Source organism: Bradyrhizobium sp. 153 (assembly GCF_023073835.1).
In the GTDB taxonomy this organism is placed as follows: domain Bacteria; phylum Pseudomonadota; class Alphaproteobacteria; order Rhizobiales; family Xanthobacteraceae; genus Bradyrhizobium.
Map to the genome: position 1 here is coordinate 1 of NZ_JADPKH010000095.1, position 15,397 is coordinate 15,397.

The following is a 15,397-nucleotide window of genomic DNA, read 5'->3' on the forward strand; positions in this document are numbered from 1 at the left end:
ACTTGCCGATGCCCCATCATGATCTTCAGTCCTGCCAATTAGACAGACTGAATCACTGATATCTCTGCGTCGCAACAGCTGCCTTTTTCAACAGAATCGGAAGCGAAGCAGAAATCAGATGCTCCTTCCGAGCTTATCGGTGATGGCCCGATGCGGTCGTTGCTGGATGCAGACTCCAGGGACATCCAAACAGCTCGAATCTTAGGCGGGCTAAGCAAAAAATATGCAATCCGCAATTGCGGTCCCGAATACTTCACCTAAACCTTTCCAAAAAATTTACTGGATCACGTGCACACAACTTCAAGTCATTTTCAGCGCCGCATATTCAACAATCACGCCAGCAATCCAAAAATAGATCTGGAGATAGCCATGGGGACGGTCGTTCATCTCAAGCAAGCTGGTCGGCCGCTATTGCCGTTCGAGATCCATGACGGTGAGCGCGCTCTTGCGGAGGAACTGGACAGACTCACGAAAGCGAGGCTGTGGACCGCCGTCGGCCATCTCGAGGCAGCCGTGAAGAGCGCCGACAAAATTCGCGACCGACTCCCGGCCGGACCGATCAAGGATGATTTCGAGCACAAGCTGGCGGCGCTTACCCGGAACCTCACCCATTTGCGCGAACAGGTCGGGCAGTTGTAATCCTATTGATGGAGCCTCAGTTCGGAAGCCAGTGATGTTACCAAGTGGCCCCTAGCGTCGGACATCCCATCTCCGTTTTTGCGTCGGCTCTTTGGGGTAAACCGGCCGTAGTCACGGTCAAACCTGATTGACGCCAATGACCCCAAAAGAGACATTCGACGAAGAAAGACTGTGGGCGTTCGCCGACATCCTGAAGCGTCACGCCTTCAATGACGATCGGCTTTAAGGCGATCGTGTTCGAAGCTCACGCAACCAACGCGGTTAACAACTGCAGCCGTTTCAGCACGAAGCGGCCACAGTGCTTCCGCCTCAGCACGAAGTGGCTGTCGGCAAAGGCGCCCTATCCTGTCAGCACAGCGTTCTGCCCGCGTCAGCTGCCGAGGCGAATCGCCCACTGACAGCCGCACACGACTGTTGCCACATAGAGCGCGGCGCTTACCTAAAGGACCTCTACTCGAACTTGTGCCACACCTCGATCAGTAATTCCTAAGCCGCGTGCAGCGCCAAGGGAGAGGTCCAGCACGCGGTCGCGAATCCACGGTCCGCGGTCTGCAATCCGAACTATGACCGACCTGCTACTCGCAATGTCGGTGACGCGAACCCGAGTTCCGAAGGGAAGACTTCGATGGGCCGCCGTCATTTCATCGCGATTGTAGAGCGACCCGCTCGCTGTTTTACCCTTTGTATAAGAATAGAAGGACGCTTTTCCGGTGAAGGCTTTATTGAACGATTTGGAAGGCCGGAGATCGTCTGGCGTCCGCGTCCATAGTGGCCCTGCCTGAATATCCTCAGGAGGACTTTGTTTTTGCTCCTTCTCTTCAGGAGCAGGTTCAGCATGTGCCTTCGGAATAATAGACCATCTATCGTCGAAGTTTTGTGCTGAAGCATACGGAGACTGCAAGCAAGCAGATAAGGACGCGATCGCGATTCTTGCAAACAGAAGACGCATGATCAACTCCACTCACTGACAAAAAACAACGAATCAATGATTTTTAACAAGCGGCGTTCCCGAGCGTGCAGAGCAGCATACAACGGAACAGCGTCATCAATTTGGGGTGATTTTTTGGGTAGGTCGGAACTACTCTGTGGCGCAGATTATGCGCCGAGCGTCATCCGTAGCTGCCTCGCCCGACCATCCAACGACCGTCTGCTTTCAGGTGGAGAGCGGATTCGTGAAGTCTCTTCACTCCAGCATGTGATCCAAACGGACATCACTAATCCTTACAACTCTCTCCCGACGTGTGTGCTCTATAGTCGCGTTACATGGACAGCGGAAGGTCCTATGGTGGCCGCGACATGATCCACGTCCTCGACATCGATCCGCGCAATGCGCGGCGTTGCCTGCACGCCGGACGGCTCCAAGCAGGAGCTTAGCCGGACGGTAGTTGGTGCCCTCCGGATTATCCCCTTCCTTCATCAAACAGATTTGGTGTGTGGCTCTTGCGCGAGGAGAAGCCCAAACAAGGAGGCATGTCGTGAACAAACCCTTTTTCCCGAACGTGACTCTTCCGGCGTCTGACCATCGCCGCTTGGAACGGCTCGCGCAGGCGGGCGCGGATCAAGGCGACGTGGACGCACGTTTTCTGTTGCGTGAGATCAACCGTGCGGAAGTCGTCCCTGATCGCGCAGCCAGATTGGACAGCATCGTTACCATGGGTTCGTGGGTGACGTTCTGGATCACTTGGGGCTTCCCCCGCGAGACAAGGCAACTGGTGTACTCCGAAGACTACACGTCCGAGCGAACCCAAATCCCCGTGATGTCGCCGTTGGGTGCAGCGTTGGTCGGGCTGAAGGTCGGAAGCGAAATTCCCTTCTTCACCGCTGGGCGCACCAACGTCGTCAAGATCGAACTTTCAGCCGAGGTGATCCGAATGATGTTGTCAGGGTTCTGTTTAGCAATCCGGAGGTCAAGGGCAAGAAGCTCTTTGATGACAATGATCCGGGACCATCGGCCGCTTAGGAAAGGAGAGAAGGTAATGAGCAAGACTAATCGCAAAGGCAAACCTGAAATCGTGTTGCCGCCCATCGCTGTGATAGAGGATGAGGCGAGGCGTCTCAACGCTCTGGCCAGTTCGAGCGCGGTGCTCTTCCCGCGCGTGGCCCATTTCCTTGCACAGGAGATAGAGCGTGCAAGCGTGGTGGCGGACAATTCCGATCTGCGCGGCGTAGTCCGCATGGGCTCGCAGGTCCGGTACTGCGATGACAAGACCGTGAAGTCCGGGACGTGGTATTGGTTTATCCCCACGAAGCGGACATAACGCTGAAGCGCGTCTCGGTTCTCACGCCGGTTGGAGCTGCGTTGATCGGCCTGTCGGTTGGCCAAGCCATCGAGTTTCAAACGCCGGGCAACAACAAGCGGTCCTTGACGGTGCTAGGCGTGTCCAACTGAAGGAGGCGTTGATATGCGCGACGTTTCAACCAGACAGGCCGCCTTTACAGTCATCGGTATCACCATCGTCTTGGCTGCCGTGTTCTATCTTGCGACCTTCTTCAAGGCTTGAAGGTCCAACCTCTGGGGGCGGCCCCTCTCGGTCTATGATCGAGCTGGGGCACCCCACTGCGCGTTGCCCGCGCGGTGAAACTCGGTCGTCCGTAGCCGAAGGAATTGCTTAATCGCCGTCGCCGGGTCGGCGCACATCGTAACCGCCAACTGGGAGCTAATGAATCACTGGCTCACCATAGAAACGGCGGTGCAGCTTTTCGCTGACGCCGAAGCTGATTTCCAAGATGAGGCGCGGCGCGCGTTTGGCCAGCGAACCCATATGGAATCCGAAGGGATCCTCGACAAAGCCGAAGCCTTCAGGCCCCGTCAGTTTCACGATTGCTTCGCGACCATAGGTCCGCTCGATTTCCTCGGAGGGGTGGCCGACCATAAGGGTGAACTGGTGTCGCAGAAGGCGCTGCCTGTGGCTGCCCACGACATAGACATGCGGGCCCGAATTTTCGTCTACCGCTTCGATGTAGAAGAAGGACTTGATCATCCTCCAATCATCGAGATCAAAATGAAACCGGTCCTGTGAGGCTAGATGGAGGTCGTAGTCTTTCGCGTTCTTGCTCGGAAAGCTCCACCAGAGCCGCGTCGCGGTGACGCGCGCCTCGCCTCCCAGATAGTTCTGGGCGATCTGCAACAATAGCGGATCCTGCTGGACGCGGCAGGCCGCTTCGCAATCCAGCACGCGTTCGAAGAAGTGACCTGTGACAATGGCCTTCCCGGTCGCAAGCTCGATCGGGCGATGTTCCTCGGCGACCAGCTCAATTTTGCGGTCGAAATTGCCGAAACAGGGCGTGCGTCGGGCAAAGGAAGAGATCTGCGACGTAATGTTTGCCGGAAGGCTGACGCCCTGAAATAGCCCGTCTCGCCGCAACTGCTCCGTCACATGCTCGGCGCTAAGTTCCGGGAAAAGCGTGTTCGTGAGATCGATGTGTTCCGGCGGAGCGGTAAACTTCCATGCGAGGTTGCGGAACAGCATCACGCGCCCCAGTGCAAACATCGGCAGCCATCGGGGATTTTCCTTGATGTCGGCTACATACGTCGGCAAACGTTTGAGCATTCGCTGAATCTTTGTGACCATTGCTTGGCCCGCTGTACGCATTACCATGGAACCATTACCTGGACCAATCTCCTTTGTTCCAAATTGGACCAAACCAGACGCGCTCTGCTATTCGGCGTGCACACGATTGACGCCCATCCAGCACGCCCGCCATCGCATCCAAGGAAACTAAACGGACCTGACGCGGGGCAGTCCGCTTCGGTGCGATTGACCCTGAGATATCAACCGTTCTGCTATCGCCAAAGCATCATCCACTTCGATGCCGAGCTAGAAAGTAGCCCCGCAGCTGCGACCCCGCGACGGCCGCTTCCGGGAGGTGAGCCGACCAAGGGTCTTGCAAGCTGCCGAGGGCTGCCTTTGACCCGACCCGGACAGTAGACCACAATTCGGAGGAACTCCTTCTTGGGTACTCTGAAGAAGACCGAGGCGCATAGGCAGCGAAGCTCTGGATAATCTACGCTGAGAGCAATAAGCTGCAGCTTGAAATCCCCGGAACTGTTGGCTCGGATAAGGCGTCAGAGCAATTCGCAGGGGAGGGACGAATGAGCATCGTGCTGCGACCAGGCGCGCCGTCGGATGCCACCGTTTGCGGCAAAATCTGCTTCGAAGCGTTCAGGGCGATTGACGACGAGCACAATTTCCCGTGGGATTTTCCGTCGGTGGAGGTGGCCACGCAGGTCCTGATGATGCTGCTGTCCAACCCGGGGTTCTACTCGCTTGTCGCCGAAAAGGACGGAAGGGTTGTCGGCAGCAACTTTCTCGATGAACGCGGACCGATTGCCGGACTCGGGCCGATCACAGTTGATCCGGCCTCACAGAACGCGACGATTGGGCGCCAATTGATGCAGGCTGCACGCGACCGCGCGCGCGATCGGCATGCGGCCGGGGTGAGGCTGCTGCAATCCGCATTTCACAATCGTTCTTTGTGTTTGTACGCCAAGCTCGGCTTTGACACCCGCGAGACGATCTCGAAAATGAACGGGGCGCCGCTGGGCGTCAGCTTGCCGGGGTACGACGTGCGTCCGGCCGGCGCGACCGATCTCGTGGCCTGCAACTTGTTATGTCATCGGGTTCACGGTCATGATCGTGGCGGCGAACTCGATGACGCGATTAATGCGGGAACGGCGCGGGTCGTCGTGCATCTCGGCCAGATCACTGCCTACGCGACGGATGTCGGGTTCTTCGCCCATGCCGTCGCCGAGAGCAACGAAGGTCTGAAGGCTCTGATCGGATCTGCTCCGGGCTTTCCCGGCGGCGGCTTTTTGGTGCCGACCCGAAATAGCGAACTATTCCGCTGGTGTCTGCAAAATGGCCTCCGACTAGTGCACCAGATGACCCTAATGACGACCGGCCTCTACAACGAGCCTAAGGGCTTTTATCTGCCCTCGGTGCTCTATTGAGCAAGGAGCCTCGGCCCCGCGCATCAGGCCGAGCTTCCGTCTTTGGCCCTAGCCGAACCGCACGTTAGCGGCGAGATAGTTAGCTCCTGAACGTGGACCGGAAATTGCTCACCCGCTCTTGATCAACGCTTTTGACCTGGACCAGACATCACCAACCTTTCGATACCATCATCTCAGCGGCTATGATGGCAAGCCGCGCGCTGCCGAAATCGGAAAATGACACGATCGGAGCGATCATGATTGGGCGCCGGTGTTTTATAAGTTTGATAGGAGCGGCCATCGTTGTCGCGCCGCTCTCGATACGCGCGCAGCAGCCGGCCACACCGGTCATTGGATTCCTCAACAACTTGTCGCGTGCTGCGATCGCCCACCCCGTAGCCGCGTTCCGCGAGGGTCTGAAGGAAGCCGGCTTTATCGAAGGCCACAACCTCGTGATCGAATATCGCTGGGCCGAGAATCACAATGATCCTTGCCCGCGCTGGCTGCCGATCTGGTCCGGCGGCAGGTTGCGGTGATTGTAGCGACCGGCGGTGGCGCCTCGGCGCTAGCCGCAAAGGCTGCGACCACCACAATTCCGACCGTGTTTTCCTCAGCCACTGATCCTGTCGAGCTGGGCCTCGTTGTCAGGCTAAACCGACCCGGCGGAAACGCCGCCGGCGTTTATGTGATGACAACTCTTTGGAAGCCAAGCGGCTGGACCTGCTGCACGAACTGGTGCCAAACGCCGCGACCATCGCCATGCTGGTCAATCCGGGCACCCCCGGCGCCGACAGCCAGTTGACGGAGGCGAAGACGGCTGCGCAAACCCTCGCGCGGAAGATTCACGTTCTAAGGGCACACAATGAGCCGGAACTTGACAGGGCCTTCGCGATGCTGGCCGAGCACCATGCCGACGCTATTCTTGTCGCGGCCGATCCGTTCTTCAACGCTCACCGCCAGCAGATTGTCACACTGGCAGCGCGCTGCGCCGTTCCCGCAATCTACGAGTTCCGAGAGTTTGCCGTGGCCGGCGGCCTGATGAGCTACGGGATCAGCTTGGCCGACGCGTACCGGCAGGTTGGACTTTATACCGGCAAAATTCTTCAGGGCGCCAAGGCCGCCGACTGGCCGGTTACGCAGCCGACCAAATTCGAGTTGGTCATCTGAAGGCCGCGAAGGCGCTGGGCTTCACTGTCTCGCCGATGCTGCTCGCCCGCGCCGACGAGGTGATCGATCAGGGGAGTTGTTGCTGTCGGTGCACGAGGCAGCTTGTGGCCCATCGCACCTCATCGAGGTCCGCTCAGTGAGGCATGGCGGACCAGATTTGCGAAGCGCCGGGAGACCGGCAAGGAGTAGAGAGTGCAAGTCTCTTACGATGAAGGAGTAGCGATCCACATCGGCCCCGAGTCATGCGCAGTTGCCCGCGAGGGTTTCGGCGAAGCGTTGACAAGGGGGGCGCATAGGCCAGCCATCGAGCCGCGAAAGAGTCCTATTCCGGGTGCCGACGCCGTGCAAATAGCGGAAGGCAACACATCCAGGCGCGTCATCGCGAGCGCCAGGACGACCCGGCGTGGTCAGAGACCCTGGCATGTGCAGACGCTCCTTGCACGAGAACCGGGAGATCTCGCGATCGACCGCTCGGCAACAGCCGTCGGTCCGCATCGGGAAAGCGAGGAGCCGTAGCCGATGATGCACGGTCGCGAGAAGTCAGACTCTGCCATAGTAGCTGTGAAGCCGACGAACAACGCGGTCCCGACGGCAGCGGAGCCGGTGGAGCCAAGGGCGAGGTGCCATCGTTGCTGACCATGCCTTCACCACCGGCAAGATCGCACAGGGCCGAATTGTTAGTGCCGCGCTCCGGCTAATATGCGGTCTTTCGGCTGGGCGTGAAATCAGATAATCTTCTTTAGAGCTGCTCTTTGAGACGGGATGAGCCGACGTCTCCGTTCAGACCCTCAACCGAGCTGTCCCTTGAGCTGTGCTAGTCCCGTCGCCTCCAAGTGCACCTGCACATCTTTGCACCGGTCCCGGATAGTCTTGCTCGATCCAGGGCTGTCCGCGAGACGAACCTGCTCGATCATCAACAACCTAAGGGTAGATCCACGTGGCTTGGGCCGAACGCTTTGTGCTCGAACTTGCCTCTACAGGAGCGTGAATGCGCGCTCCTCGCCAGCGGCGGGGCCCAGGATGTAGGGGCAGACCGTCTGGCGCTCGCCGTCTTGGCTCAAGTGAACCGGCCGGCGTTCAAAGAAAAGCTTGTCCGAGCGCAATGAAGACTTCGCTATGCCCTTCGGTAACGATCTGGAAGGGCCGCTTGCGACCGCGGCGGGGCCGGTAGACTTCGAAGTTCGGGTTGAACGTTGCTACTAGGGTGATCCCCAAGCGCTCCACGAGCGCAAAACTGGTCCGGTCGACGAAGGAAAAGCTCTCGTCAGCGAACCTTGCCTCTATCTAGGAAGCCGCATCTCAGCGCCGACGATGCATACGAACTCCGCTGTCGCGCAGGCCGGTCCCAGAACACTTCCGCCCGCTCGCTGCTAAACTGCGCTTTGAGAAGCTGCCACGTCTCGGCCAGCGCCAGGTCCGTCGTGAGGTGCTGGTCGATGCTCCGGAGAATGGACTTGGCGCGCTCATTCTGATGATGGCGCTTGGCTGCCCGCTGCTGGCGGTGCTGGAAGCGTGGCTGCGCGAGCAGCGTGCTCGGCTATCGAACTCCTCATCGGTCACGAAGCCAGTCGACTACATGCCGCGCCGCCGGGATCGGTTCACTCGCTTCGTCAATGAAGGGCGGATCTGCCTGACAAACAATGCGGCGAAGCGCGCGTTGCGCGGCTTTGCTCTCGGCTGCAAGTCCTGGCTGTTCGCCGGCTCAGAACGCGGCGCTGACCGCGTCGCCATCATGGCGACGCCGATCATGACGGCAAAGCTCAACGACATCGATCCGCAAGTCCGGCTGGCGGACGTCTTGGCCCGCATCGCCAGCACCCGCAAGGTCGGCTCAATGAGCTGCTGCCTTGGGAATGGAAGAACAGCCCTGTTCAGTCTGCGGCCTGATAGGGCCACCGCACCGCGCGATCATCCCGCGGCCCTCACCGGACGGTTACGCCGCGAAGGCGCCAGGACGCGAACAAGGACGCTTCGCGACCGCATCTAGCGTCTGCGCGGCCGCTGGCAAGCGCAACGAGATACAAATCGTTAGCCTTACTTGGATGGCTTAGTGGCCGGCGGTCGCTTCGCTGCTGGCCTGCGCGAGATGATCGTCTCCACCTTCTTCAGCGTCTGTGCAAACTCAGATCGAAGATACTGTTCGTGCTTCGGGTCTGTAGGTTCCGAGAGGAATGCAATCTTCACGAGGAAGCGGTTCAGTAGCGACGCTATCGTAAGGTTGCCCGAGTGTTGCGAGCGCAGGGCCGTGAGTTGCCGACGCATCTCGATAAGATCAAGTTTTCCGTCGTCTGAGTGCTGTTTCAATAGAATGGCCTGCAATCAAACGAAGCCGCCGCGTCGAATGTGTCGAATATGATGGCGCGACGGCTTCGCCACTGGGGACCGGACTAACGGCAATGTCCGGCCGTTAGAAGCTATCGCTCCTTAGCTTCGCTGCAATGAAAGCCTGAAATTAAACTTGATGTCGCGGTGGCGGGTTAATTCTGGAACCGCGAGGGAGGAGCATCCAACGTGATCGAGCCAGTCAGACCGCCAAGGCTCACGAGGCACGGACCTGTGCTCGCTGCCGCTCGACTTCCTCAGCGTCCTTATTGTCTACAGTCATTAGGGAGTTCTTGGCATCGCCATGAACCTTCAGCAGTTCGTCGAGCTTCGCATGAATGGACTGCGTGTCGCGGTGCTCGGCGCGCTGGATCACGAGGGTCATTCCCCAGGTCGCGAGAGTAGCGCTTAGTCCAGTCGGCGCCGTTCCGGGGTAGGACGCGGCCCGATCGCTCGCCCGGATGACTAGCATCCGACGGCCGTCGTGCTTCACTTCGTGGACCCATCAGGTCCAGCCGGCACGGCTTTGGCCCGTTACCCAGAACTCAAAAACTGTGGGCATGCGCAAGAGATAGCTACGCCAGCGGTTGTATGTCAGGGCGCCGGCTGTCCAACAGAAATGGCCCCAGCTCCGGGGGCTATGATAACAGCTCGGGCCGACAGGGATGTGCCTTGGGTAAGGCATCCGGAAAACTTGGCAGGTAAAGCCTTCCAGGCCGGTTTCGCCCCCACAGGCAATCAGCGGTCTTTATCCTCTTTGCATCCTCTTCGCCTTTGGGCTGCCGTCGGCGCCGCCATTACCATAGCCGTTGTTGCGATGAGGGCCGGCCGGCGCGGCGCCAGACCTTGCGATTGGACGTGAGGACGTCGACAGCAGGAGCGCTATGGCCGGAGGTGTCACGGCGGCAAACTTGCCACAGATCTTCAGGAATTCGCGTCGTCGTCTGCTTGCCTTGTCATAGCATCTTCCGCACGTCATCAACCGTTCAAGCTGCCTCGGGTTTTGCATGCCGGTTTCCGCGCAGCGGGCACCGGCATGGAGGTCGCCAACCTGCTTAGTGGGGCGGCATTCGTATGCCAACGACGCCCACAGGTCGTGGCGCGGGGCCCATATCAAAGCGCATGCATCCGGCCGACCTCGGTATACGATACCGGCGGCAAGCTAAATCATACAGTATTCAATTAGGCGCGTCGTGGAGTTGATTTGCTGCGCACCTCTTCATCCGCAAAGCCGCCCGGAGGCAACGAAGGCATCGGCGAGCCTCAGACGATCAGATCTTGTTGGAAGGGCAGGTGTAGGCCCTGGCCAGCAACCTCCTGCTCGCCGAAACGCCAAGCATCCGCCGCTGCATCGGCCGGATGGGGCCATGCGGTCGCGGCGGAATCGTCCTCCGGATCGAGCGCGGCGACAGGGGCCGAGGAAACGACCACCGGCGCCGTCAGGCTCGCATGCTGCTGTTCCGCACCCGCCTCGAAATGGAACGCGGACTCGGCCTGCTCGCGTAAGCCTTGGTCCCCGACGCTTTGGATGACCACGGTCACGACTTGGGGCGTGCCGTCGATCGTGGTCACGGTGAAAGTGTCGGTCAGCGCGTCGCAAGGCCTCAGGGCCTGGACGGCGGGGTTGTCGAGCGCGAGCACATAGGTCCACGTGCCGCAGGTGGTCATCGTGAAGCTGCCGTAGCCGTTGTCGCTGGCCTGCGGACATGTTGTCGCTGTGAAGGTGTCGTCGGGATTGTCGACGTCCCTGTCGGACAAGGTGCCGCTGGCGCGTGGCGGAGGGTCGCAGGAATTGCTCCGCTCGGTCACGCGTCCGCAAGTATCGCCGCAGACGACCGCGGCGTCGTTGCTGCCCTCGATCGTGACGGTCACCGTCTGTGCCGTACCGTCCGCTGCCCTCACGGTGAAATCATCCGTCAGCGCCTGACCTGCGTTAAGCGCCTGCACCGCGCAATTGCCGTTGTCGAGCGCGAAGGTCCAGTGCCCGTCCGCGGTCATGGTGAAGCTGCCGTAGCCGTGGTCGCTCGGCTCCGGACATTTGACGGGGTCGAACGCGTTCGACGGACCGTCGACGTCGGTGGCGGTCAGAAGGCCGCACGCGGTCGGGACGCCCTGCGCCGAATTGTGGACCCCGCCCGCTTCAACCACGCGACCATGGGTGTCCCCGGAAATGACGGCCGGATCGTCGGCGCCCCGGATGGTCATCGTCATGACCTGCGGCGTGCCGCCGATGGTGGTCACCGTGAACGTGTCGGTCAGGTTCTGGCATGCCGCAAGCGCCAGCACCGCGGCGTTGGCGGGATCCAGCGCGTACGTCCAGTGCCCGTCGGCCGTTATCGTGTAGCTACCGTAACCTTTGTCGCTGGTATGCGGAGAGTTCACCGCCGTGAACGTGTTGGCCGGATCGTCGACGTCGGTATCGGTGAGCGTGCCGGTCGCGGTCGGGACGTCGGGTGCCATGGACGCCGCCACGATTGCGGCGGCGGTCATGGCACCCGCCGCGACGGATCCATCCGTCTCGCCGCTTATCGCCGCCGCGTCGTCGGTGCCGGCGATCTCGACCGTGAAGGTCTGGCTCGCTGAGGCGAAGCCGTCAGACGCCATGATCGTGAAGCTGTCAGTGCTCGGCGCCTTCAGCGCGTTGATGGCGTCGTTGTTCGGCACGTAGGCGTAGGCGCCGGTCGCGCTGTTCAAGTACAGGATTCCGAAGGAGCCTGCCTTCTCGACGTCGTAGCTTGCGCCCGCGAACGTGGAGGGGCCGACCGCGCCGCCCGCGATGCCAAAGATCGGCGTCGCGCCGGAGCCGAAGCTCGCGGCCGAGAAGCTGCCGCTGCTCGCCGAGAACTCGTCGAACGCGACCGTGTCGACCTCGACGGGGCCCGACCCGAGTGTCAGCGTGGGTGGCGAATGGATCAAGGGCGCATCCGGCGCGAAACTGGCCGGCACCACCAGCCCGGGAAGGGCATGTTGTGGAATGGGCCCGTCCGGCGGCTGGAAGTCGATCGGGTGCGGCGACTGATCGACCGCTTCGCCCGGAGGCGTGCCGGATCCGCCCGGGCCATGGTCTTTCGAGTAATTGGCGAGCACGTCCTGCTGCTGGTTCTGCAGGTCCTCCATTCGCGAAGCGTTGTTGGCGACCTGCGCGAAGCCGACGGAAGATCCGGTCCTGCTGAGGATGACCGTCTGCCCGGGATCGTCCACGATGATATGCCGCGGCACCGCCTCCTTCGTGACGAGTTCGAACGTGCCATGCTCGAACCCCTTGTAAGTGATGGAGGCGTCGTCGAACAAGGCGAGATCGGGATCGGCGGCCCACGCCTCCTTCATCGCCGACAGGATCAACGTCAGGAAGGACAGCCCTCCGGCCCATCCGAGTCCCGCGACGACCGCCGACTCCCTTGCACGCTGGCCGCGGACGGACGCCGGACTGCGTTGGTCCGGCGCCGGCCAAAGACCGCTGAAGACACGTGCGAGCGACATCCTGAACGCCTCGCATGCTGCCGCTTCCGCCGACGCGGCCGGACCGATCGACCGAGTGTAAGTCGCCACTCGCCGAGGTTTCCGGTTCGACGCCAGCCTACGCTTTGTCGTCCCGAGGCCCCTTCACAAATTGTTGACTCGGTGTGCGTAAATGCGCTCTTTTGTTGGTCCGGAGCGGTCAGGACCGCCGTCCCCCACGACTGAAAACGATAGTCGCAACGTGCGATGTGGTGCGCCGGGCGCGGCTCTGCCATTATTCCGCAGGGGTGAAAGCGGGCTCTTCACGGACGGGAGCGGACGCATGCGCGGACAAAGGACGGTTGCAGGACTCCTCGGCCTTTTGCTCGTGGCGGTAGCGTGTCCGCCTGCGCGGATTTGGGCGCAGGAGGTCAAGCCGATCGGCAAGGTCGTGACCGTCGCCGGCAAGGCAACGATCGAGCATATCGATGCCGCGGTCGTGCAGGCGAGACTGTCCGACGACAGGGCCGGAGCGAAGCTCGGCGATCCAGTCTATCGAGGCGACGTCGTCAGGACCGGCGCCGACGGCGGCCTCGGTATCAATTTCGCCGACGGCAGCTCCTTCAGTCTGTCGAGCAACGCCAGCATGGAAATGAACGAGTTCGTCTACGATCCGGACGGCAACCACAATTCGACCCTGATCAGCTTGACCAGAGGCACCTTCACCTTCGTCGCTGGCAGCGTCGCCAAGACCGGCAGCATGAAGGTGGACACCCCGGTGGCGACGTTGGGGATCCGGGGCACCACGCCCAATATCGAGCTCTCCGAGGACGGCACGGTCAAGTTCGCCACTTTGATCGAGGACGGTAAGGACGCCGTCATGAAGCGGAAGGCCGGTCCGGCCGTTGCGCCTCCCCGGCAGGGCAGGGTCGACCGCGCTCTCGGCGTCTGTCGGGGATGCTGAAGGTCGTCCGGACGGCGCCAGTTATGATCCTGCTGCTGGCCGTCCCCGCGTCGGCGCAGAAGCCGGAGAGTCAATTCCGGAACGTCGAGCTGTGCAACGCCACCTCGTCGCCGGACCGGAGGATCGAGGCCTGCTCGGCCTTCATCGCGGCCGGCCGTGGCGGGCCGCAGGCCATGGCCGTCGCCCACAACAACCGCGGCATCGGCTACGCGGCCAAGGCCGACTACGACCGCGCCATCGCCGACTTCGACGCGGCCATCCGCATCGATCCGACCTTCGCCAAGCCTATCAACAACCGCGGCGCGGCAAGACTGAGGACGGGCGACTACGACGCGGCGATGGAGGATTTCGACCGGGCCATCGCCCTCCAGCCGACCTACCCCGGTGCCTTCGTCAACCGCGCCGAGGCCTGGCTAAAGAAGGGCGATCTCGTACGCGCCGAAAGAGACTATGCCGCGGCGACTCGCCTGAATGCCGACATGGAGGGGGCTTGGAGCGGCCTTTGCTGGACCCGGGCGAGCACGGGCGACCCGCAGGGCGCGGTGGAAGCCTGCGACAAGGCGATCAGGTCGGGCGCGCATACGGCCGCGACCTACGATTCCCGCGCGCTCGCCCACCTCAAGGCTGGACGAATCGATGCGGCCATAGCCGACTACGACGCCGCATTGCGCATCGACCCCACGCTCGCCGCCGCGCTGTACGGCCGGGGCCGGGCGAAGATCCGCCGCGGCGAGACCGCTTCAGGAGAAGCCGACGTTGCGGCCGCGAAAGCTGTCCGGGGCGATATCGCCGACGAGTTCGCGCGCTACGGCGTGCGGTAATCCGTCCTCAATGCATGCCCCTCCGAGAAGACCATCGCCTCGCGAGGCTCGCGCCGATGGTAGTTTGGCTCACTCATGAGCTTTGGTCGCAAAGGGAGTGAGTTGTCGACTGGGAACCGTATCAGTACTGCGACTGGTTCTAGCCGGGCATTGCGTACTCTTCAGCTTTCGGCAGGGAGCCGACGGCCGCGTGAGTAGCTGCGGTGGCAAGCTACAGTTTGTCGGCCGCTGAGAGAGGCCGGGGAAGGGTAGGGCACTTCGCAATCCGTCGCATCGCAGGAATTGGCTGACGTTATCGATCCCGTCCAGCTGTCGTGAGCCTGTCGGCTCTCGGCGGGTTTTGTTGTAGAACTCGGTTGAGCAAGACCTCGAACGGTGATTCCGTTGTGTTTGACGCGAGTCTCGGCGAGGTCGATCCATGATGGGCCGTCTGAAGAGTGACCGGCCACATATTCCGTCATCGACAAGTCAAAGCGAGAGGATGGCACCTTCTCTCGTGACGACTTCGATGTGATCCGGCCGGTGACGTCTAGCTAGCTGCACCCTCGATCAATCGATCCCGCCGCGACCGTAGGGCGATCCCGCGTCGCGGACTGCGGGGATCGTCGTCGGCGAACTCCGTAGCGCCACCGAGACCACAACCATCGGCGGAGCAGATCAATGCGATCGGCCGCATGGATGCGATCATCGACAACTCTGGCGTCTACACCGACGGTCAGCGCTTGCGCGTGGGTGCGGGCTCAAGAGCCTGGAGGAAGCCGGCAGCTACGCGACCTCGACGCTCGCCAGCCGCGCCTCCTGAAGGCCGGAAAGTGCGTCCAAAAGCGCAATACCGCGTCGTGATACCCACTTTGGCCGCTATTGGACGATCCGACGGGACAACATCGGCCGCCCGCAATGATGGGCGACCACGGCCGCGTGCCGACCTATCCGTTTGCACACAACCAAGACCCGTAGCGGCCCCGAAGAACAGTACCTGATTGTCCTGCACGCCACGGCATCACTCCCGCTGGGACAACCGCGAAATTCATCGCCGACAAGCACCCCACCAAGGTCGCAGCATTTGCCTCATTCGTCATTTGACTTGCGCGATGTAAGGGGCTCATCTTGAAGTTG

General features: G+C 61.2%; 13 protein-coding genes and 1 pseudogene. 9 read left to right on the forward strand and 5 right to left on the reverse strand.

Going from position 1 to position 15,397, the window contains the following annotated elements:
• Window positions 1–288 precede the first annotated feature (288 nt).
• The gene (locus IVA91_RS24340) at window positions 289–639 is read left to right on the forward strand and encodes a hypothetical protein (RefSeq protein WP_247418714.1); all 351 of its coding nucleotides are present in this window, start codon (window positions 289–291) and stop codon (window positions 637–639) included.
• A gap of 439 nt (window positions 640–1,078) precedes the next feature.
• Here IVA91_RS24340 and IVA91_RS24345 read toward each other — a convergent pair whose 3' ends face one another.
• Entirely contained in the window at window positions 1,079–1,588 is a 510-nt protein-coding gene (locus tag IVA91_RS24345; protein WP_247276069.1) for a septal ring lytic transglycosylase RlpA family protein, read from the reverse strand.
• A gap of 526 nt (window positions 1,589–2,114) precedes the next feature.
• Here IVA91_RS24345 and IVA91_RS37215 point away from each other — a divergent pair.
• Window positions 2,115–2,897: a GreA/GreB family elongation factor gene (locus IVA91_RS37215; RefSeq protein ID WP_346015527.1), complete on the forward strand. Its 783-nt coding sequence runs from the start codon at window positions 2,115–2,117 to the stop codon at window positions 2,895–2,897.
• Window positions 2,864–3,028, forward strand: coding sequence for a GreA/GreB family elongation factor (locus IVA91_RS37220; protein ID WP_346015528.1), 165 nt, complete (start codon window positions 2,864–2,866; stop codon window positions 3,026–3,028). The genes IVA91_RS37215 and IVA91_RS37220 overlap by 34 nt, the downstream gene beginning before the upstream one ends.
• A 268-nt stretch (window positions 3,029–3,296) precedes the next feature.
• Here IVA91_RS37220 and IVA91_RS24360 read toward each other — a convergent pair whose 3' ends face one another.
• Window positions 3,297–4,190 (reverse strand): hypothetical protein, encoded by an 894-nt coding sequence (locus IVA91_RS24360; protein ID WP_247276067.1) that lies wholly within the window; start codon window positions 4,188–4,190, stop codon window positions 3,297–3,299.
• 542 nt (window positions 4,191–4,732) lie between these two features.
• On the opposite strand from IVA91_RS24360, the gene IVA91_RS24365 reads away from it, so the two are divergent.
• From IVA91_RS24365 to IVA91_RS24380, 4 genes and pseudogenes are all read left to right on the forward strand, one after another.
• Window positions 4,733–5,590 (forward strand): GNAT family N-acetyltransferase, encoded by an 858-nt coding sequence (locus tag IVA91_RS24365; RefSeq protein WP_247276066.1) that lies wholly within the window; start codon window positions 4,733–4,735, stop codon window positions 5,588–5,590.
• Window positions 5,591–5,772: 182 nt separating this feature from the next.
• A complete protein-coding gene (locus IVA91_RS24370; RefSeq protein WP_247459381.1) occupies window positions 5,773–6,105 on the forward strand; it encodes a hypothetical protein in 333 nt (110 codons plus the stop codon).
• Window positions 6,106–6,268: 163 nt separating this feature from the next.
• Entirely contained in the window at window positions 6,269–6,736 is a 468-nt protein-coding gene (locus tag IVA91_RS24375; protein WP_253075129.1) for an ABC transporter substrate-binding protein, read from the forward strand.
• Window positions 6,737–8,228: 1,492 nt separating this feature from the next.
• Window positions 8,229–8,623 (forward strand): annotated as a pseudogene (locus IVA91_RS24380) (transposase); the annotation flags it as partial.
• 652 nt (window positions 8,624–9,275) lie between these two features.
• Here IVA91_RS24380 and IVA91_RS24385 read toward each other — a convergent pair.
• The 3 genes from IVA91_RS24385 to IVA91_RS24395 form a co-directional block, all read right to left on the reverse strand.
• Entirely contained in the window at window positions 9,276–9,530 is a 255-nt protein-coding gene (locus tag IVA91_RS24385; protein ID WP_256464882.1) for a low affinity iron permease family protein, read from the reverse strand.
• Window positions 9,531–9,806: 276 nt separating this feature from the next.
• Window positions 9,807–10,037 (reverse strand): hypothetical protein, encoded by a 231-nt coding sequence (locus IVA91_RS24390; RefSeq protein ID WP_247421114.1) that lies wholly within the window; start codon window positions 10,035–10,037, stop codon window positions 9,807–9,809.
• A 284-nt stretch (window positions 10,038–10,321) separates the two neighbouring features.
• Window positions 10,322–12,538 carry a VCBS domain-containing protein gene (locus IVA91_RS24395; RefSeq protein ID WP_247459383.1) on the reverse strand — a complete coding sequence of 739 codons (2,217 nt, stop codon included), beginning with the start codon at window positions 12,536–12,538 and terminating at the stop codon, window positions 10,322–10,324.
• A 301-nt stretch (window positions 12,539–12,839) separates the two neighbouring features.
• Between IVA91_RS24395 and IVA91_RS24400 the strand changes: the two genes are divergently transcribed.
• Window positions 12,840–13,460 (forward strand): FecR domain-containing protein, encoded by a 621-nt coding sequence (locus IVA91_RS24400; RefSeq protein ID WP_247421109.1) that lies wholly within the window; start codon window positions 12,840–12,842, stop codon window positions 13,458–13,460.
• Between the two features lie 23 nt (window positions 13,461–13,483).
• On the forward strand, window positions 13,484–14,281 hold the full coding sequence (locus tag IVA91_RS24405) for a tetratricopeptide repeat protein (RefSeq protein ID WP_247421112.1): 798 nt from the start codon (window positions 13,484–13,486) through the stop codon (window positions 14,279–14,281).
• The last annotated feature ends 1,116 nt before the right edge of the window (window positions 14,282–15,397 follow it).